Consider the following 19,993-nt stretch of genomic DNA (forward strand, 5'->3'; position numbering starts at 1 on the left):
TGCCTAACACTAGAAAAAGGGCTCCTAAAACGATCCAGAGAAGCCCACTGGATTTGATATATTGAATGTAGTCCGAGCTTGGCTCAGACTCGTGTTTTACCTGCCAACTCTTATATAACGAACCCCATGTGGGTTTGCGTATCCTCAATAGACCACGTATTAGAAAAACAACAGCGAACAGGATAAGTGTAAACCCAGACATATAACCAGCCCCTCATCAATGGCTTAATGAAAAAGTTAAATGCGAGTAATACATATTACACGTTAGAAAAAAGTAGATGACCCTAAAAGAGCTAAAATAATACCAAAACTAACAACAAATACTCCGAGAAACTGCATTTTTAATATATCATTATCATCTATTTCATGGTATTCATCCCGATTCATGCGGATTGCCATTTCTTCAGGATTTCTGAATATTAATAGACCAAGCCAGATATTAATGGCACCGACGAACATGGTAAACATAGAATCAACCCCTTAACAGACAATACGCAAATCCCAATTTTAGGTTCCATTAAATGTAAAATGCAGGGCTCGTATCTAAACTCAAAAGGTGACTAGAAACCGATCTAGGCCGCTCAATATAGGCACAAGCAAACACCGAATGTGCTAAACAGGAGTATCTTATATATATACTCGTCCTTGCAGTAGGACTTACAGTTGCTTGCCTAATATAACCATTGAAACATTAGTTGGAAGCAATTGTTGCAGTTGCCTTCGCTGTAATGGATCACCGGGCTATTCAACAACCTACAAAGGCGGTGAATGATCGTGAAAAAGGTTTGGATTGACGCAGGGCATGGCGGGAAGGATTCCGGAGCAACCGGAAACGACCTGCAGGAGAAGGAAATCGTATTAGCGGTGTCTCTTGCTGTGAAGAAACGATTGGAATCGGAATATGGCGATGTCCAAGTACTACTCTCCCGATCCTCGGATGTGTTCCTTGAATTGGCTGAACGGACCCATAAGGCAAACGCTGCTGGCGCCGATATCCTAGTTAGCATCCATTGTAACGCGGGTGGCGGTGCTGGGGGCTTTGAGTCATATCGATATACCTCGGCAAGCTCGGCTTCGGTAAAATTGCAGAACGTTATGCACACGGAAATCATGAGTACCATTAAATCCTTCGGTGTCATCGATCGGGGGCAGAAGGCCGCTAATCTGCATATGGTCCGTGAATCTAAGATGCCTGCTGTCTTAACCGAAAACTTGTTTATCGATGTGGCGGCAGATGCAGCCAAGCTTAAACGGCAGGATGTGATTGATTCTATTGCGATCGGTCATGTGAATGGCATTGCTAAATATTTGGGACTTCAGAAGAAAGAGGGGGGCGCTACGGAGGAGGATAAGGTACATGTCATCGTAAACGGGAAGCAAATCGCGGACGGCAAGCTTGAGAATGGCGTGACCTATGTGCCGCTTCGGGCTATCGGTGAGGCGTTAGGCGCCAAGGTTGTCTGGGATAACAAGACCAAGACGGCTACAGTTACAACAAAGCCATAAATTATTAAGACCTTACTGGCTTGGACGCTGGCAGGGTCTTTGTTTTGTTTACCAAGTATGCATTTCTAAAACTCAATATTTTAGTAGTATCCGAATTCATTAACAGAGCTTCCCGATTAATTCAGGGAGTGGGGTTATTCGTTGGTATAAATTACAGGATTGGAAATATTAGTGTAGAATAATAATACATGAAGGAAATCATTGTAGCTGCAGTAAGTACCTTTTATGGAGGTTACCAGATGGCATTATATGATCCATTTGCAGATAATTAGATGAACCCAAAAGAATGGATAATTCAGTAGATTTGCTTCCTTCTTTATTAGCTGTCGTAGGACATAAATCGTCAAACCATCTTTCCTAGTTCAGCCTAATTACAATACCATCAGAAACCTGAAACAATTTATGTCCCTTTAATCATAATTTAAGCTTCCATTAATATTTGGAGCATATGATAAAAGCACCCCTTAAAAAATATATCAGAAGCCCCTCTAACATCGGTTAGAGGGGCTTCTTTGGTTATCTTCCCTCGCCTGCGTACAGGCGGATTTCTGATTGAATATTTAGAATCCCAGCCATTTCGTGATATAAGCGGATACGGCTAACTCCTGAAAATCCTGCCAGCTGCGAAATGGGGTATGTTCAACGATAAATGGGTTAATCGTATGTCCTTGTATGAATTCGTCAAACTCTTCATCTGTGCTTCCCTCATAACCTGCGGCTTTCAGCAAGTGACCGATTGAAGAAAACTTGGTATGTCTTTGAATAAATGATTCCGAGAACAATTCTTCCACGGGCACTTCTTGTTTCATGTCCGAGAGCCTTGCGGCATTTTCGCGAATTTCTGATAGCTTCTGTTCATCCAGTCCGTCTAATCCACTGATCCCAGTATTCATTATGCCCACCTCCAAAAAGTTGCACGTCACTCTATTATACATATACGAGTATGCTGAATTATTGGATTCGCTTTTTTTTGAAGCGGGTATTGACTTGTTAGTTTTATAGAGGAAGAGAATAGGGAAATTCGTTATACTGAATGGTTTAAATCTTGCATAAGAAAATGTCGAAATGTTAAGAAAATAATAGAAAAATCATATATGGTATGATAATGTGGTATATATTACCTACACGGAGGTCAGTAAATGAGAACAAAGTTTGGTTTGATTTTGATGATTTGTGCAATTTTAGTTATTTCGGCATGCGGAAATAATCCTACGAGCAGTGACTCCGCCAAGCAAGACGAAAGTGTCAATGCAGCTGGGGAGACCGTTAAGGATGAGCCGAGCAAAGAAGCAACAACAGAGCCAGCCAAAGAGGAGCCAAAAGAGGAACCAAAAGAGGAACCAAAAGAGGAACCAAAAGAGGAACCAAAAGAGGCTTCTAACAAACCTGGAGAAAAATTCACCTTAGGTGATTGGGAAGTTGTACTTGATTCGTTTGAGTTTGATCAAAAAGTAAGTGCAGATATGTTTTCGTCAAGTGCTGATGAAGGCAACAAGTTCCTTATTCTAAATTATACAGTCACCAATAATGGTAAAGAGGCAAAGGATTTCACATCAATCATTGGTGGCGTTAATATGAAAGCCATATTTAAAGAGGAATATGAGTATAACTATACGGTAACCATGATCGATGGCGATCTGGGAACAGGCAGCATCAAGCCTTTGGCTACGAAATCCGGATTTGTTGTCATAGAAGTACCCGATGGCGTAGCTGATTCTAAAGAAAGCTTGGTCATCAAGCTTGAAGATCAGGACAAGGCACAAATCACATTACGATAACACCGAGAGAACGACCGATGCTATATTCTAAGCACAATAAACGAACGCCAGCTCTGCATAGATGCAGAAGCTAGGCGTTCGTTTGTCTTTTCTTAGTACATATTATAATTATTCTTTACCTAGGAATGACTGTGGATATCATGTAGACTGGTAATGATTTACTGCCGCCATGCCTTGCTTTATGGGGAGATGGAGGGTCTGTACATACTTGCTTGCATATGGGGGTGGGCACTGTGCCCAAACAAGAAAAGGTTTCAATGTCATGGCTGCTGCGGTATTTAAAACCGGTTAAAGGACGGCTGATACTGCTGATCATGATGCTGCTGACGTCGACAGGTTTGCAGCTTCTGAATCCGCAGATTGTCAAACGGTTTATTGACACGGCAGCCGAAGGCGGCGTTATAGCCACGCTGATTCAACTGGCGGGATTGTTTCTGGTCGTGGCTGTTTTTAATCAGCTGATTACCGTGGCTGTCAGCTATATGGGGAACGATATTTCATGGCGCGCAACGAACCGGCTTCGCGGCGATCTTTTGAAGCATTGTTTACGGCTGGATATGCGATTTCATAATGTGAAAACGCCAGGCGAGATGATTGAGCGGGTTGATGGCGACGTGACGAATATTTCGAACTTCTTCGCGATGTTCATCGTGCAGGTTATCGGAAGTTTTGTGCTGCTCGCCGGCATACTAGGATTTATGTTCACAGTCAATCTGCCGATCGCGATCGTCATGACGGTGTTTACACTGCTGTCTATTTTGTTCATGGTGTTCATCCGGAATATGGGCGTCAATTCTTCGAAGAATGAACGGGAAGCCAGCGCTTCGCTGTTTGGCTTAATTGAGGAACGCATCGCTGGCATTGAGGATGTACAGGCGAACGGCAATGTGCCGTATGTGATGAATCGGTTTCATCGCATGATGCGCAGCGTGTTCCTGAAAGGAAGAAAAGCCTGGATGCTTCGCGTCGTCCCTTGGAATACCACGGTGATTCTGTTTGCCCTTGCAGTTACCGCTGTCCTGCTACTAGGGGTTCGTTATTATTTGATCGGTGAAATTACGCTAGGGACCCTCTTCCTAATCTATCAATATACGCAGATGCTGAATGACCCGATCGAGATGCTGGGTGACCAGGTGCAGGAGTTCCAAAAGGCAAAATCCGGCATGCTGCGTTCCAGAGAGCTGCTGTCCAATAAGAGCGAGATTGTAGACGGAGAACAAGAAGAGCTTCCGGAGGGAGCGCTCGGTTTGGAATTTGAGGGGGTCAACTTCAGTTATAACGAGGATAAACCGGTGCTAAAAGACATCAACTTTGAGGTCAAACCAGGCGAACGCCTGGGTATTATCGGACGTACCGGCAGCGGAAAGTCGAGTCTCAGCCGTATTCTGCTTCGACTGTATAACATCGACAGCGGTGTGATCCGCGTTGGGGGGACCGATATCACGAAGCTGAAGCTGCCTGCGCTTTACCGCCGGGTGGGGATGGTCACGCAGGATGTACAGCTGTTTGATGGCTCGCTGCGTGACAACCTGACGTTGTTCGATAAGGGCGTGTCGGATGCATTTATTCTGGAAACGACGGAGCGTCTGGGACTTCGGCAATGGATCGATGCGCAGCCGGAAGGTCTGGATACTCATCTGACAACAGGCGGAGCATCGCTATCCGCGGGGGAAGCGCAGCTATTCGCTTTAACCCGGGTATTTTTGACGCAGCCGAGCCTGGTGATTCTGGATGAACCGTCCTCACGCCTAGACGCCGCAACGGAAATGATGCTGCAGACGGCCGTGGATCAGCTGATGAGCAGTTGTACGGGCATCATCATCGCGCACCGGCTGGCTACGCTGGAGCAGGTGGATAAAATTATGGTGCTGGGTGACGGACGAATTCTGGAATTCGGAGCACGGGAAGCACTTGCACAAGATCCGGCATCGCATTATGCCAGACTGCTGATCACAGGCAGAGAGGAGGAACTGGCATGACCATCACAGGTTTTATAGGGCGCCTATTTCGTTTCAAGCCTTCATTATTTTTATTCAACGGTCTGTTGTGGTGCATATTTCATTCCTTGCCGCTATTGATCGGACTTGGGATGCAGTGGTTTTTTGACCGGGCTACATCGAATTCGACGGATTATGTATGGCTGGCCGTTCCTTTGATCTTTATTGCCGTAGTAAGGGTTGCGCGGGTGGGGACGTTCTTTGCGGCCTTTTATCAATGGGTAACGTATATTTACCACATTCAGGCCATTCTGCGCACGAACATGCTAGCTGGGATCATGCGCTGGCCGGGGCGGAATTTGCCGGCTTCTCCAGGGGAGGCGATGAGTCGCTTCCGCGATGACGTGGAAGAAGTTGTGGAATACGTGGAATCCTGGGTGGATTTCTGGGGGCGCCTCGTTTTTGCCCTCGTCTCCGTAGTCATTATGGCAAGCATTAACTGGAAGATCATGCTGGTGGCCGTGCTGCCGCTCGTAGTGGTCACACTCCTGAACAATCTGTCCGGCAACCGCGCGCGTCGTTACGGGCTAAAGAACCGGGAAGCTACGGGGCGCATTACAAGCTTTATCGCGGAAACCTTCGGTGCGGTTCAAGCCTTGAAGCTCGGGCAGGCCGAGGATCATGTTCATGAGCGCTTCATGAAGCTGAACGAAGACCGCCGGCAGGCAGCGCTGAAGGATAATCTGTTCAAACAATGGATGCGATCCTTGAATCAGCATGTGCTTAGCATCTGTACGGGACTAATTCTGCTGATGTGCGCTGCTGAAATGCAGGCCGGGCATTTTACCGTCGGGGATTTCGCTTTGTTTACGTCTTACCTGGCTAATATCGGCTTCAGTATTTCCTTGTTCGGGTATATGGTGTTCCAGCACAAGCGGCTGAAGGTTTCCTTTGACCGGATGCGCTCGCTGTTCCGTCCTGGTGAGGAAGACCGGATTATTGAGGCACGGGAAACGTATCTGAACGAAGAGCCGCCGGAACTGCCCGTCATTCACAGAGAACCGGGGGAGAAGCTGCAGGAGCTGGAAGTCAAGAATTTATCATATCATTACCCGAATTCGGAGAATGGCATATCGGATATTAATTTCCGCTTGGAGCGCGGCAAGTTTCTGGTGGTGACAGGACGAATCGGAGCGGGGAAATCGACGCTTGTTCGGACATTGCTGGGTCTGCTGCCGAAGCAGGAAGGGACGATCCGCTGGAACGGGGAAGAGGTGGATCCAGCAACCTTCCTTATGCCTCCTCGGGCGGCGTATACACCGCAGGTTCCTAGGCTGTTTAGTGATCCCTTGAGAGAGAACATTGTTCAAGGGAAGAAAGAGCGGACGGAGGAAGCTCTGGAACGTGCCATCCGTCTGGCCGTCATGGAGAAGGATATCGAGAATCTGGATCAGGGACTGGAGACGTTGGTCGGTCCGAGGGGCGTTATGCTGTCGGGCGGACAAATCCAGCGGGCGGCTACGGCACGCATGCTGATTACGGGCGCGGATTTATTCATTTTTGATGATCTGTCCAGCGCGCTGGACGTGGAGACGGAGCAGCTGGTATGGGATGGGTTGTTCAAGGAGCGGGACGTCACTTGCATCGCGGTATCGCATCGCAGGGCAGCCCTTTCGAAGGCCGATCATATCATCGTCATGAAGGATGGCCGGATCGAAGCGGAGGGCAGCTTGTCCGAGCTGCTCGCAACGAGCGAAGAGATGCAGCTGTTATGGCAGGGCGAGCAGTCCGCTGTCGAGGCTGAAGCCGTCGTAAAGGACGGAGCTGAGGTTAGCAAGGTATAACATCAAGTTTGGTTTGGAATTGGGGATGTTAGAACAGATTTCGAGCAAGGCAGTTTCCGTTGGTATGGAAGCTGCCTTTTTTTTGTATAATATACATGGAAAATAATGGGTCAATCATTCTGATGTATCAGGGGGAGTTCTATATGAAGAATCGCAAATTCTTGGTAACCTTCGGTTATAACCTGGACCATAGCAATATCGATTACCTGGTGTCAGATCGCCTGTCCCGCCATAAGGGCTGGATTCAGAAGGATTACTTCCATCCGGTGCTGCACAAAGGGGCTGCGTGTATTCTAAACTACCAGATCATCGACACGAATGTTGCCAGAGTCTCGCAGCGGTATTACTTGGATGATTACCACGTCACGGAAGCCCAGCTGCAAGGCTTTCTTTACTCGTTAAACAAGCTGAAGGGCACGCATGTGTTATGCAATCCCACGAAGCAGGGACATCACTGGACCGTCATCGACGAAGTCGAGTACAGCTGTTATGCTTATCAGACATTGGATGGAAGGGATCTCCGTTTTATAGAATACGATAACGATGCCAGGGCGGATGCGAACATGAAGAAGGGGATACCCCAGATTCCCGAGCATCAGCATTACCTAACCTTTCCCTCAGACTGCAGTCAAGAAGAGAAGGATCGGCGGTTGACCGATTGGTTCAAAGGGATAATAGAAGCGGGCAGGCAGGAGCCTTAAGAACCGCGCCATTCATATTGGATAGTCACTGCGTATTTCCTCCACCCGGGAATAACGTAAATTTTTGCTGCGTCTGCTCATCGTCAAACCTATCGAAAATTCCATTTCGCAGATTCTATTATTTTACTTACGAGAATAAGGATATAAATACAAGCCAATCGATAGGCTCGAGGAATAGGATGTAGAAGATGAATGGAAAGGGTGGGTTTACCATGGAATGGAGCGTCATTTTTCAATTGATCGACCCGCGGCTCTTCATGGTCGTTGCTGCCTGTTGGGTAATCGGATATGTGCTGAAGCAAACCCCCAAGGTTCCGAATTGGAGCATTGTATATCTGGTTATAGTCGTATCGATTCTGTTCACGACCGGCTTGATCGGCTGGAGCGTGGAAAATATCATTCAAGGCATACTCGCAGGGGCGTTTGCGGTATTCGGGCATCAGGCCGTTAAACAAACAGCAGAGGCGATTGCGACTAGAAAGAAGTAAGAACGGCTGAATGACCCAGGGTGGTTTTTGCCTAAACCGAACTTTACCTGGCAGTCTGCCGCTTGAGCCTGTTATTCTTAGGTTCAAGAGATGATGTAAGGGAGCGTGAAGATTTGCAGAGGAAAACGTTGACGGTTGAGGCATTGCCTGGGTTTGAGCCGGAGATTGGCCGGTGGATATGGGGACTTGAAGATGTGCGGCGAACGATATTGAGACGGCTGGAAGGGATTCGGCATGAGTTTTTGAACCATAAGGTGGACGGTCGGCAGTCGATCGGTTCACTGTTGTATCATATCGCTTACATTGAAGCGGACTGGCTGTACGCCGAGGTGCTTGAATCCGCTTGGGACCCGAAAATTAAGACATGCTTTCCCTGGGATCACCGTACCGAGGATAACAGTCTTTCTGAAGTGCCGGATCAGTCATTGGAGGAACACCTTCACCGCATGCAGAGAGTACGTCATGAATTGCTTGCCCATTTCAAAGGCATGGACCTCTCGGACTGGAGGCGAGTCAGACAACTGGAACCGTACGATGTGACGCCCGAATGGGTCATCTATCATCTGATTGAGCATGAATCCCATCATCGTGGACAGATATTTCAGCTGTTAAGAGAGTTGGAACACGCATAAGGATCGATTGTCCACTCAAGTGAAAGTGGGGCCTTCGCGGCTAAAGCCGGAGCCTTTTGAGACTGCTGCTATACATGTTAAAATTGCCCAGGGCAGGGAGCTTTCCTTGCTCTTTTTTGTATATCCTGCAACGATTCAGCATGTCAAAACGTAATAAGCAGATAAAGAGCACGGTATCGGAGGAGATAGGATGAATAATGAATTTTACGTGGGATGGGGAACGCTGGCGTTAATTAATGCCGGATTGGCTCAAGGAAAAAACAGAACGGGATTAAACTGGTTTCTGCTATCCCTGTTGTTAGGCCCGCTCGCAACCCTGTTTCTTGTTCTGTCAGCTAAAAGATGATTTGAGTAATAAAAGAGCCGCCTCCCGGCAAGGGAAGCGGCCTTTATCGTATTACATCCGTTGAAACATAGCGGTGTCACGGCTGTAGTGTGTCAGATAACCTGTCTCTTCGTTGCGGATGCGGACGACATCCGGTGTATAGCATTCAATGTAACCTCGCTCGATCTCCACGTATACGCTAGCGGGATCCTCTTCCCATACGGAAACAACCGTTTCCGACAGTGCGGCCGCGAAAAAATGGATGTCTTGCGATAGGTACCGACTATTGCGGTCTGTATTCATTTATTTCATATCCCCTTGATGGTTAGAATCAGATAAAATACGGTCAACTAACTTGTTCATTCCCTTCCAGGAATCCTTCAGAATAAATTCATGCTGAATATGCGCGTTCCACGGACGCGGAATCAGAATGGTTTGCTTTCCGGCTTTTCTGGCGGCAATCGCATTATGGGGACCATCGTCAATCAGAAGATCGAATTCCACCAAATCCTTGCGCTTGGCCACGAAAAAATTCTCGAACGGAATAAAAGGCATATGTCGCTGCAGCCATCTCCACTTCTCGGGCACCGAGGAGGGACGGGCTGCGGTAACAACAATAACGTCATAATCATGCGTCATTCTGTGGACTTCGTCAATCGTATATTCATCAAATATTTCAAGTTCTTCATATAAGCCCGGCTTTCCGAAGAAAAACTCTTCTGAGCAGTCAGGATGCCAGATTTGGTGCAGATTATAATCGGTAATCTGATCCAGCGTCAGCTGAGGATCTTTGTACTGCAGATTGTGATAGTGAATGGCCTTGGGTATGAGATGGCAGATGGTATCATCCATATCGATGGCGACTATTTTTTTGCTCATATCGTCATTACTCTCCTGTAAACATGAATTCTAAGAAACGATGATGTTCCGTAATTGTAAGGGACAGGATGCTTATTGGCAAACCGGAATCAAAAATGGGAGGGTGTAACATTTTATCTCCCCAAACTCTTATAAACTAAGTATAGCATTAATACGGTCAACAACCTTCCTGATATTTACCGGTTGCGGGAATAACTTAATAATAGAGACCTTCACCCATTATGACAGTACATGTCATGATTGCCCTTTTATAATAGGAACACTACAGGGTATAAGGGAGGAGCGGCCATGGCGCAAGAATATATCAACATACGTGGAGCCAGGGAGAATAATCTGAAGAATGTTTCACTGCAAATTCCAAAACGAAAGATCACGGTCTTTACCGGCGTATCGGGCTCGGGCAAATCGTCCATCGTGTTCGATACCATCAGTTCAGAAGCTCAGCGATTGCTGAATGAGACGTTTACCGCTTTTGTTCGAAACCGACTTCCACGGCATAGCCAGCCGGACGTCGATTCTATCGAGAACTTGTCGACGGCCATCGTCATCGACCAGAAGCGTTTGGGGGGTAATTCACGGTCCACGCTAGGCACGATCACGGATCTGTACGCCATACTCCGTCTGTTGTTTTCCAGGGTGGGACAGCCATTTGTGGGATACTCCAACGTCTTTTCTTTTAACGATCCGCAAGGCATGTGTCCGGAATGTCAGGGAATCGGCAGGAAGGTTGAGCTGGATCTAAATAAACTGCTGGATACGAGCAAATCTTTGAATGAGGGAGCAGTCCGATTTCCTATTTTCTCAGTGGATAGCTGGTATATGAAAAATTACACCATGTCCGGTTTCTTTGATAACGATAAGAAGCTGGCCGACTATTCGGAAGCGGAATGGGATCTCTTCCTATACGGCAAGGAGGGAAAGGTGACGTTTCCGTCCAAGGGTGGACCGGTACAGTCTGACTTCGAAGGTCTCGTGTTGAAGTTCAACCGGCTGTACATCCAGAGAGACAGCAGTGAATTGTCCGAACGCACCTTAAATCACGTCAAAAATTTTATTACGCATGGCACATGCCCGTTATGCGAGGGGACACGGCTCAGTCAAGCGGCATTAAGCTGCAGAATCAACGGGTATAATATCGCCGAGTGTGCGGCCATGGAGATTGGGGAGTTAAGAGAGGTCATCCTGAATATCAAGGAGCCTGTGGCTGCCAGTATGGTGGCCAGTTTGGCCGAGCGGCTGCAGCACTTGATGGATATGGGGCTGGATTACTTAACGCTGAATCGGGAGACGACCACGCTCTCCGGAGGTGAATCGCAGCGGGTGAAGATGGTTAGGCATCTGGGCAGCAGTCTGACGGACATGATGTATGTTTTTGATGAGCCGAGCGTTGGTTTGCATCCCCGGGATGTTCACCGCCTGAACGACATGCTCAGGAAGCTTCGTGACAAGGGCAACACGGTGCTGGTCGTGGAGCATGACCGCGACGTGATTGAAATTGCCGACCATGTGGTGGATGTGGGACCGAATGCAGGTACCCGGGGAGGGGAAGTTGTCTTCGAGGGTACGGTTGAGCAGCTGTGCAGCCAAGACTCTACGTTAACCGGGCAGTATATGAAACGCTGCATGCCGATGAAAGAACAGTTCCGGGTACCGACAGGACAAATGCGGATTACCAATGCCAGTCATCATAACCTGAAAAATGTAACGGTGGATATCCCGGAAGGCGTGTTAACCGTGGTCACGGGCGTAGCGGGGTCAGGCAAGAGCTCGCTGATTCATCATGCCTTCCTGTCCCAGCATCCCGAGGCTGTCGTCATCGACCAGTCCGCCGTCAGCACCTCGATTCGTTCCAATCCTGCTACCTATACGGGGATCATGGATGACATCCGGAGCATGTTTGCCAAAGCTAACGATCAGAGTCCATCCCTGTTCAGCTTCAATTCCAAAGGAGCCTGTCCCGACTGCCACGGTCTCGGGTTCATCTATACGGACCTGGCGTTTATGGAAGGCATCAAGTCTCCGTGCGACACCTGTGATGGCAGACGCTTTAAGGATGATGTGCTGCAGTATAAACTCCATGGAAAAATGATTACCGACGTACTGGATATGACGGTGCTGCAGGCACTCGATTTTTTCGAGAAAAAAGAAATCAGACGGCGGCTGGAGGCCCTGCACGATGTCGGCTTGCACTATCTAACGCTCGGACAGCCGCTAAGCACCCTGTCAGGGGGCGAAAGCCAGCGCATCAAGCTGGCCAGCGAGCTGCACAGACAGGGAAAGATCTACGTGATGGACGAGCCGACAACGGGGCTGCATATGTCAGATGTCGGGCATTTGCTGGACATGATGAATCGGCTCGTCGATAACGGCAGCTCGGTGATCGTGATCGAGCACAATCTGGATGTAATCCGTCAAGCGGATTGGATCATCGATCTTGGACCCGAGGGCGGCAGCAGGGGAGGCAGGGTCATGTTCGAAGGAACGCCTGCTGAACTGATCATGGCGGAACAATCGCTGACTGCAAAGTATGTACGGGGTTAGCGGGAGATCAAAGAAGTGGAGTGAATGGCGGGTACTTACCGGAGTCTGACCAAACCCATGCAGTATGTTACATGGAGCAGGCACGAATTCATTTCCGTAGTTGTTTCATAGTGGACTTTATAGTGGCCGTGCCGCATATCCCCGCGGCACGGCTATTCTATGGTTGTTAGGCTTATATGATCGCTTAAACGGCAATACTGTATGCTGCGACAGACTAAGTTGGTTAATGAAGTACGTGTAATGACTCGGTCTGCATTCCTAATAAGCAGCATCTTTATTGTAAACGGGGGATACGACAATGCAGAAAGTATGGTGGAAAGAAGCCGTTGCTTACGAGATCTATCCGCGCAGTTTTATGGATTCGAATGAAGACGGCATCGGAGATCTGCAAGGGGTTATATCACGCCTGGATTATTTGAAGGATCTCGGGATTGATGTTATATGGGTATGCCCCATCTATCGATCATCCAATAGCGACAACGGTTACGATATCAGTGATTATCAGGATATTATGACGGAGTTCGGATCCATGGCCGACTTCGATCAACTGCTGGCCGAAATCCATAACCGCGGCATGCGCCTTATTATGGATCTGGTGCTCAATCACACCTCGGATGAACATCCGTGGTTTATTGAATCCCGTTCCTCAAGGACTAATCCGAAGCGGGATTACTACATCTGGCGGGATGCGAGGGATGGGGCCGAGCCGAACAATTGGGAATCCATCTTTACTGGTTCCGCTTGGGAATATGACGAGTTAACGGATCAATATTATCTCCACCTCTATTCCAAGAAGCAGCCTGATTTAAATATGGAGAATTCTGCGGTCAGGGATGATCTGGTCAGGATGATCCGTTGGTGGCTCGATAAAGGGATTGACGGTTTCCGTGTGGATGCGATCACCCATATTAAGAAACTGCCGGGTTTGCCGGATATGCCCAATCCGAATCATCTTCGATATGTCGACTCGAATCCGGGACATCGGAATATAGCGGGCATCCATGATTTTCTTCAACAATTCAAACGCGAAGCGTTCGCCCATTATGACATTATGACGGTTGGCGAAGCGAGTGGCATTCCGATATCGGAAGCAGACCGCTGGATTGGGGAAGAGAATGGGGCACTGAACATGATTTTTCAATTTGAGCATGTCAATCTTGATTTCGGACTCGAAGGGCGCTGGGATTATGCGATCTGGGACTTGGCCGAATTGAAGCAGATCATGCATAAATGGCAGACGGGACTTGAAGGCGTGGGCTGGAATGCCCTCTATATGGAGAATCATGATCAACCGCGCTCCGTATCCCGTTTTGGCGATCCGGTTCACTATCATAAGGAATCGGCCAAGATGCTGGCTACTTTTTTTATGCTGATGCAGGGGACGCCGTTTATTTACCAGGGGCAGGAAATCGGAATGACGAATGTTGAGTTTGCGGAGCTGAGCGATTATCGAGACGTGGAGATCTACAACTATTACCGCGAGCGGCTGTTGGACGGGAAAGACGTGTCCGAGACGATGCGCAGAATCGCGTACCGGGCAAGGGACAATGCAAGAACGCCGATGCAATGGGATGATACGCTTTATGGCGGCTTTTCCACGGTTGTGCCGTGGATCCGCTGCAATCCGAATTATCATGAGATCAACGTGAAGCAGCAGTTAAATGATCCCGATTCCATTCTCAATTACTATAAAGCCTTGATTCGTCTGCGCAAATCCAGTGAGGCGTTGATCTACGGAACATATGAAGCGGTGCTTCAGGAGCATCCGGAAATATTCGCCTATTCCAGGTCGCTCGGGAACGAGATGTACTTGGTCGTACTCAACTTCTATAGCGGAACACCGGATTTTCAATTCCCTGTCGAGTGGCGTGAGCATCAACCGGAAGTTGTACTCTCGAACTACAAGCGCTCGGAGCGAAGTTTCGGCGAATTCGCTCTACACCCTTATGAAGCGATAGTTTATCGTGTAAACTAAGTTCGTAAGCGATTTCTTGAAATGAGAGGTGAATGCAGCTTGTCACAACCAAACATGATGTCTGCCGCCGTTCTTGATCGCCCTTTATCCATTGGGGTGAAGCAGGTTCCCATTCCGGAGCCAAAGCCGGATGAAGCCTTGATTCAAGTGTATTGCATCGGCATATGCGGTTCGGATGTGCATTACTATGAGCATGGACGGATTGGCAGGTATGAGGTGAAGGAACCGTTGATTCTGGGACATGAGCTTGCCGGCGTTGTCGTAAGGACGGGGGAGAAGGTGAGAAATGTCTCCGCCGGTGACCGCGTGGCCGTGGAACCGGGCGTTACGTGCGGGCGCTGCTCTTATTGTAAAAGCGGACGTTACAACCTGTGTCCGGATGTTGTATTTATGGCCACCCCGCCGGTTGACGGAGCTTGGGCCGAATACGTCGCGGTGCGAAGCGACTTTCTGTTCCGGCTGCCGGATGAAATGTCCTTTGAGGAAGGCGCTTTGCTTGAACCGCTGTCCGTAGGACTTCATGCCGTACGCCGCGGGCGTATGCACCCGGAGGACCGGGTGCTGGTTCTCGGCCTGGGGCCGATTGGCCTGCTTGCTATGGAGGCGGCCAAAATGTCCGGAGCTTCTCAGGTATATGGCAGCGACGTCGTGGAATACCGGCGTAATTTGGCCCTTCAGATGGAAGCCTCCGGCGTGATCAATCCGATGGATGAATCCGTTCCGCAGCGGTTGAACGAACTTACGGGCGGCAAAGGGATTGATCTTATTATTGAAACGTCGGGCAACGCCGGTGCCATCGCGGATTCAATCGGTTATGTGAACCGCGGAGGCCGGATCGTGTATGTAGGTCTGCCGACAAACGATGCCATCCCGGTGGATATCGGCGCTTTGGTTGACGCCGAGCTGGATGTATACGGCGTGTTCCGCTATGCGAACACGTACCCGGCGGCTATACAGATGCTGCAAAACAAGGGCAGCCGCATACGCGATATCATCACCCACCAGTTTTCCTTGGATCAGATCGAGGAAGCTGTAGAGCTTGCTCGTACGCACAAGGACACCAGCGTAAAAGTCATGATCTATCCTCATTCAACCGCATAATATGGTTGCAGCCGGGAGAGCCGCTTCCGGGACCGGCATGTTCAATATTGCCCAAACAACGTCATTGCATCATCATAAAAAGGCACCACTCCAGCATTAGTCGGAGCGGTGCCTTTTCATGATCCAGGTTAGTTCGGGCGTTCATTGCTCATCCAGCTGTCGATACGCAGATCATCGCTGTAGCTGTCGCGAGCCGAAATTTCACCAAGCTTTTGCTCGGCTTCCTCACGGGTATCGAACCCGCCGATGACCGCGATGAAGTCACCGCCAGCGGTCTTAATGAAGGTCACGTCGTCTTCCATATAAATCTCTTCAAGAATAGCAAGGGATTCCCCTTGTGGCATGGCTTCACTGCGGATATAGAAGACCTCGCGCGGGTTTACCGGCTCGCCGGTCGAAGTGAGCTTCAGCTCAATATAGCCGGGGTCTTTATATTCGGATACGGTATGCTTCACGCCATCCTTCAGTTCAACGACAAAACGCATGGCCGAGTCATCCAAAATCACATTTTCATAGACATCCTTCACCAGCGGCAGGGCCAGCATGTCTTTCTTGAGGGTTTCATAATCAAAGTTTCGTACACCGTTAAACGTGAAGATCAGACGGTTTGGTGCATCCCGGTGATCCACGGTGTAGGACGGGACACTGGAAACGGACTTGCCTTCCTGATCAAATTGAATCTTAATCACGTCCTCGGAAGCTTCCGTACCCACGGTAACGCCGTCGGTCCGCTCGCCTCCGCCCCCGAACTGCAGAACCTGAACGATGCTGCCCACCACGGGGACTTTGGCTAAGGCGTTTGCCACCGTCGGGATGTTGACCACGAATAGTACGGCAATGGCAGCTGCAACAACGGACGAATATCTCGTCAAGCGCATGGATCGTTTGCGGGCAGCCGCCTTTTTCTGTGCTGCGGCCATAACATCGGTTAGCTGGGCAGGGATCTCAATGTGTTCGTAGCGTTCTTTTCCTGTCATAGATTATCGACCTCTCCCTCGATTAAATACGATTTTAATTTTCCGATAATGCGGTAGAATCTGGTCTTGACCGTGTTTTCGGACAATGACAGCACATCCGCCATTTCTCGAAAGCGCAGGTCCTCAAAAAACTTCAGAATAATATAGGTTTTCTCTTCTGGCATCAGTCTGTCCAGCGCATCATATAAATCCATTTTCTCTTCCAGCGGTAGGGTATGCTCTGCGGCTGCATAGTCTTGCGTTTGGTCCTCCATATAAGTTACCCGCTTCTTGCGACCGAGATGGTCGATGGCAGCGTTAATGACAATCCGGGTCATCCAGGACTCAAAATACTGCGGCGTGTTCATCCGCTCGTAAGCGAGATATCCCTTATAGGTTGCCTCGGAGACGATATCGAGTGCCTCCTGCTCATTTTTGACATAGCAATAGGCCACCCGGTATAACTTGCTTTTGCATTTCTCAATATTTTCACTGAACTGTTTTGGTTTCGACTCTTTCGCTCTCAGTTCACTCACTCCTAACTACTAGCGCTAGTATTTTATGTCATGGCACGAATTCGTTTTGATCTATTCCTGGTTTAATGGGTTGGATCATGCTCAAGTACTTGAGTGCGCTTGACTGATCATTAGACCCTGGAGCGGGCCAAATAGTTTTAGCCGGGGATAAAAAAGTTGCGGTTGGTGAGATATGCCATCTGATTCGCTTGAAAAATTAATCCGTGGACTTAACAGAAGTCCTTAACGGTGTTACTATATTAACCATATAAAATGTACGGAGGCCAGAACATGTAGGTTTTTCTACCCTAACCAACACAACTAAATACAGAATTGGGGTAGAAAGATGAAGAGGAAATCTTTTCGGTATCTCTGGATAGGTCAGGCGCTCGCCAATAGCGGCGATTTGTTTTACATTGTCGGCCTGATGGCAATTATCTATGGGATTACGGGATCCGCCATGTTGATGGCCATGATACCTTTTGTCACGACGATGGCACGGTTTATAAGCGGGAGCTTTGCGCCCGTGTTGATGGATAAATACAGCCTCAAGTCGCTGCTTGCTTCGTCGCAAATCGGGAAAACGGCCGTGTTGTTCCTATTGTTAATGACCTACTATGTGCTGGGAGAGCAGGAGGTGACGGTCTATGCGATCCTCGGATTCGTATTCCTCATCTCTTTGCTTGATGGCTGGGCTGCACCTGCAAGCCATGCCATGCTGCCGCGTCTGGTGGATGCCACCGAGCTGACGAAAGCGAATAGCTTTGTTGCCATCGTGGAGCAGCTAATTCAACTGGGGGGCTGGGCCGTTGGGGGACTGCTGGTCGTAGTCTTGGGCGGAAGCAACGTAATATGGCTGACCTTTGCCCTAGCCCTCGCCGCCGCAGTCTTCATGAAGCTTATAGAGGATCGGCATGAATCCACCCAGGAACAGAAAGAGAAGGCTCACGTTTCGAATTGGCGCTCCATTCAGGAAGGCTGGACACTCATTTGGAAACAGCCTTCTCTTCGGGCAATTCATGTGATTTATGTATTGGAGACGATGGCGGGCGTGATTTGGATCGCAGCGACCATCTACGTGTATGTAGCCGATGTGCTGCACAGGGAGGAGGCATGGTGGGGATATATCAACGCAAGCTTTTTCCTAGGACTCATGCTGGGTGGACTGTTTGGAATGAGAAACGCGGGGCTGATCGACCGCAACATCCGCAAGTTCGTCATCTGCTCTTCCTTCGGCATTAGTATCATGACGTTCGGTTTTGGATTGACCTCGGTGCCTTGGCTGGCCCTGGTGTTCTCGGCAGGCTTCGGCGTTTTTGAACAGCTTAAGGCAGTCTCGCTTCAGACTACACTGCAGCGGGGCGTATCTGTCCATGTATTGCCAAAAGTGTACGCAGCTCAAAGCGCGCTTGTTTCGCTGGTATTCGGATTATCCACCCTGTTGTTTGGGTTCATAACCGATGAATTCGGCGTTCGGGCTACGTACATCATCGCTGCCACGGTATTGTTCATCTCGGGATGTTACGCATTACGGATACGAACGAGATTGCCGGAGTTAGGGGAGGGGCTTGAACAAGGACGGATCGGATAATCAATAAACAAAAGGCGAGCTTAAAGCTCGTCTTTTTTGCATGCATAAATCGCGGGGCGATACTAGTTTGAAAATATTTGGAAATCCGGTTGACAATCCATCTACTACGTATTACGATATACCTGTAGTAGGTCACACTGAATACCGACATCACTGAACAATGAGGTTGCAAAAATATTTTAAAGAAGTTGTTGACACCCCCTGCTACTCAGTATTACAATGTACGTGTAATGAGTAATACTTAATAGTGTGTTTTTCCAAACGCTATTAAGTAAAAATTTCCTTCGGTACTATGTTATACTGAATATAGGTAATACTAAGTAGGGGAGGGCGAAATAGAGGAGGCTTTCGAATATGGAAAATTTAACTGAAATGCTGAAGGGTTCGCTGGAAGGCTGTGTGCTGGAAATCATCAGCCGCCGTGAAACCTATGGTTACGAGATTACCCGCCGTCTGAACGAGCTTGGGTTTACCGAAGTCGTGGAAGGAACGGTCTACACCATACTCGTGCGGTTAGAAAAGAAAAAGCTGGTGAACATTGAAAAGAAACCGTCAGACATGGGGCCTCCGCGCAAGTTTTACTCACTTAATGAGGCTGGCCGCCAGGAGCTTGAATCGTTTTGGGAAAGGTGGGATTTCTTATCATCAAAAATCAACGTCTTGAAGTCAATCTAGCCTCATAAGATATTCCGTCCGATATTTTTGGAGTGCCTTGTTCCGCTTTATATAAAAGGAGGAAAATTATATGTTGGAAATGTTCAAAAAAATGATTGGTGATAAAAAAGAGTACAAAATGATGATGGCACGGGTTGAAGCCCTGCCTGAGGACTACCAGTTTGTATTTAAGAAAATTCAAAACTACATGTGGAATTTCTCAGCGGGCAACGGGATGGATATGCTGCACATGCAGTATGAATTAATCGAGTTGTTCGAAGCCGGAGCAGCTGAAGGCAGACAAGTGCTGGAAATCACCGGGGAAGACGTGGCGTCCTTTGCTGACGAACTAGTAGCAAACGCTAAAACCTATGTAGCCAAGTATCGGGAAGATTTGAATCAGAGTATCATGAACCGATTGGGTAAAAAATAAATTCAATAGATCATACCGACTGATTAGCTGGTTACTAATGTGAATTGCCACCTTCGCTATTCAGTTAATTTTTAACCCGGTAGTAAGTTATACAGATTATCAGTAATACTAAATAGTTGGGTGCAGGCAACCTAGCT

Annotated in this window: 20 protein-coding genes; 14 read left to right on the top strand and 6 right to left on the bottom strand. The window is 48.3% G+C overall.

Translation table 11 applies throughout. The features are described 5' to 3' along the window. Positions 1–264: 264 nt before the first annotated feature. Positions 265–468 carry a hypothetical protein gene (locus MKY48_RS03580; protein ID WP_339270093.1) on the bottom strand — a complete coding sequence of 68 codons (204 nt, stop codon included), beginning with the start codon at positions 466–468 and terminating at the stop codon, positions 265–267. Between the two features lie 306 nt (positions 469–774). Here MKY48_RS03580 and MKY48_RS03585 point away from each other — a divergent pair, with 306 nt between their 5' ends. Beyond that, complete coding sequence (locus MKY48_RS03585; RefSeq protein WP_339270095.1) at positions 775–1,506, top strand: N-acetylmuramoyl-L-alanine amidase; 732 nt, start codon at positions 775–777, stop codon at positions 1,504–1,506. A gap of 560 nt (positions 1,507–2,066) precedes the next feature. Here MKY48_RS03585 and MKY48_RS03590 read toward each other — a convergent pair. Next, positions 2,067–2,399, bottom strand: coding sequence for a hypothetical protein (locus MKY48_RS03590; RefSeq protein ID WP_076322226.1), 333 nt, complete (start codon positions 2,397–2,399; stop codon positions 2,067–2,069). Positions 2,400–2,645: 246 nt separating this feature from the next. Here MKY48_RS03590 and MKY48_RS03595 point away from each other — a divergent pair, with 246 nt between their 5' ends. From MKY48_RS03595 to MKY48_RS03625, 7 genes are all read left to right on the top strand, one after another. Then, positions 2,646–3,284: a DUF4352 domain-containing protein gene (locus MKY48_RS03595; RefSeq protein ID WP_339292294.1), complete on the top strand. Its 639-nt coding sequence runs from the start codon at positions 2,646–2,648 to the stop codon at positions 3,282–3,284. Between the two features lie 233 nt (positions 3,285–3,517). After that, positions 3,518–5,263, top strand: coding sequence for an ABC transporter ATP-binding protein (locus MKY48_RS03600; RefSeq protein ID WP_339292295.1), 1,746 nt, complete (start codon positions 3,518–3,520; stop codon positions 5,261–5,263). Continuing rightward, a complete protein-coding gene (locus tag MKY48_RS03605) occupies positions 5,260–7,065 on the top strand; it encodes an ABC transporter ATP-binding protein (protein WP_339270101.1) in 1,806 nt (601 codons plus the stop codon). The genes MKY48_RS03600 and MKY48_RS03605 overlap by 4 nt, the downstream gene beginning before the upstream one ends. A gap of 143 nt (positions 7,066–7,208) precedes the next feature. Next, positions 7,209–7,766: a hypothetical protein gene (locus MKY48_RS03610; RefSeq protein ID WP_339270103.1), complete on the top strand. Its 558-nt coding sequence runs from the start codon at positions 7,209–7,211 to the stop codon at positions 7,764–7,766. Between the two features lie 188 nt (positions 7,767–7,954). After that, complete coding sequence (locus MKY48_RS03615) at positions 7,955–8,254, top strand: phage holin family protein (protein ID WP_339270105.1); 300 nt, start codon at positions 7,955–7,957, stop codon at positions 8,252–8,254. A 113-nt stretch (positions 8,255–8,367) separates the two neighbouring features. Next, entirely contained in the window at positions 8,368–8,886 is a 519-nt protein-coding gene (locus MKY48_RS03620; RefSeq protein ID WP_339270107.1) for a DinB family protein, read from the top strand. 190 nt (positions 8,887–9,076) lie between these two features. Continuing rightward, positions 9,077–9,232, top strand: coding sequence for a hypothetical protein (locus tag MKY48_RS03625; protein WP_006208027.1), 156 nt, complete (start codon positions 9,077–9,079; stop codon positions 9,230–9,232). 51 nt (positions 9,233–9,283) lie between these two features. Here MKY48_RS03625 and MKY48_RS03630 read toward each other — a convergent pair whose 3' ends face one another. Together MKY48_RS03630 and MKY48_RS03635 are read right to left on the bottom strand one after the other, a co-directional pair. Beyond that, complete coding sequence (locus MKY48_RS03630; protein WP_071222107.1) at positions 9,284–9,514, bottom strand: hypothetical protein; 231 nt, start codon at positions 9,512–9,514, stop codon at positions 9,284–9,286. Beyond that, complete coding sequence (locus MKY48_RS03635; RefSeq protein WP_339270110.1) at positions 9,515–10,090, bottom strand: hypothetical protein; 576 nt, start codon at positions 10,088–10,090, stop codon at positions 9,515–9,517. It lies immediately after the preceding gene. A 288-nt stretch (positions 10,091–10,378) separates the two neighbouring features. Between MKY48_RS03635 and MKY48_RS03640 the strand changes: the two genes are divergently transcribed. The 3 genes from MKY48_RS03640 (at position 10,379) to MKY48_RS03650 (ending at position 15,707) form a co-directional block, all read left to right on the top strand. After that, positions 10,379–12,631 (top strand): excinuclease ABC subunit UvrA, encoded by a 2,253-nt coding sequence (locus MKY48_RS03640; RefSeq protein ID WP_339270111.1) that lies wholly within the window; start codon positions 10,379–10,381, stop codon positions 12,629–12,631. Positions 12,632–12,929: 298 nt separating this feature from the next. Beyond that, positions 12,930–14,606 (top strand): alpha-glucosidase, encoded by a 1,677-nt coding sequence (locus MKY48_RS03645; protein ID WP_339270113.1) that lies wholly within the window; start codon positions 12,930–12,932, stop codon positions 14,604–14,606. Between the two features lie 39 nt (positions 14,607–14,645). Next, positions 14,646–15,707: an NAD(P)-dependent alcohol dehydrogenase gene (locus MKY48_RS03650; protein ID WP_339270115.1), complete on the top strand. Its 1,062-nt coding sequence runs from the start codon at positions 14,646–14,648 to the stop codon at positions 15,705–15,707. Positions 15,708–15,835: 128 nt separating this feature from the next. Here MKY48_RS03650 and MKY48_RS03655 read toward each other — a convergent pair whose 3' ends face one another. Next, positions 15,836–16,684 (bottom strand): DUF4179 domain-containing protein, encoded by an 849-nt coding sequence (locus MKY48_RS03655; RefSeq protein WP_339270117.1) that lies wholly within the window; start codon positions 16,682–16,684, stop codon positions 15,836–15,838. Beyond that, positions 16,681–17,199 (bottom strand): sigma-70 family RNA polymerase sigma factor, encoded by a 519-nt coding sequence (locus MKY48_RS03660; RefSeq protein WP_339270119.1) that lies wholly within the window; start codon positions 17,197–17,199, stop codon positions 16,681–16,683. Before MKY48_RS03660 ends, MKY48_RS03655 begins: the two co-directional genes overlap by 4 nt. Positions 17,200–17,524: 325 nt before the next feature. On the opposite strand from MKY48_RS03660, the gene MKY48_RS03665 reads away from it, so the two are divergent. From MKY48_RS03665 to MKY48_RS03675, 3 genes are all read left to right on the top strand, one after another. Beyond that, positions 17,525–18,769, top strand: coding sequence for an MFS transporter (locus MKY48_RS03665; protein ID WP_339270121.1), 1,245 nt, complete (start codon positions 17,525–17,527; stop codon positions 18,767–18,769). A gap of 354 nt (positions 18,770–19,123) precedes the next feature. Then, positions 19,124–19,444 (top strand): PadR family transcriptional regulator, encoded by a 321-nt coding sequence (locus tag MKY48_RS03670; RefSeq protein WP_076322212.1) that lies wholly within the window; start codon positions 19,124–19,126, stop codon positions 19,442–19,444. 70 nt (positions 19,445–19,514) lie between these two features. Continuing rightward, entirely contained in the window at positions 19,515–19,856 is a 342-nt protein-coding gene (locus MKY48_RS03675; protein ID WP_076322211.1) for a DUF1048 domain-containing protein, read from the top strand. Positions 19,857–19,993: the final 137 nt, after the last annotated feature.

The organism is Paenibacillus sp. FSL W8-0187, from assembly GCF_037969755.1.
GTDB lineage: Bacteria > Bacillota > Bacilli > Paenibacillales > Paenibacillaceae > Paenibacillus_AQ.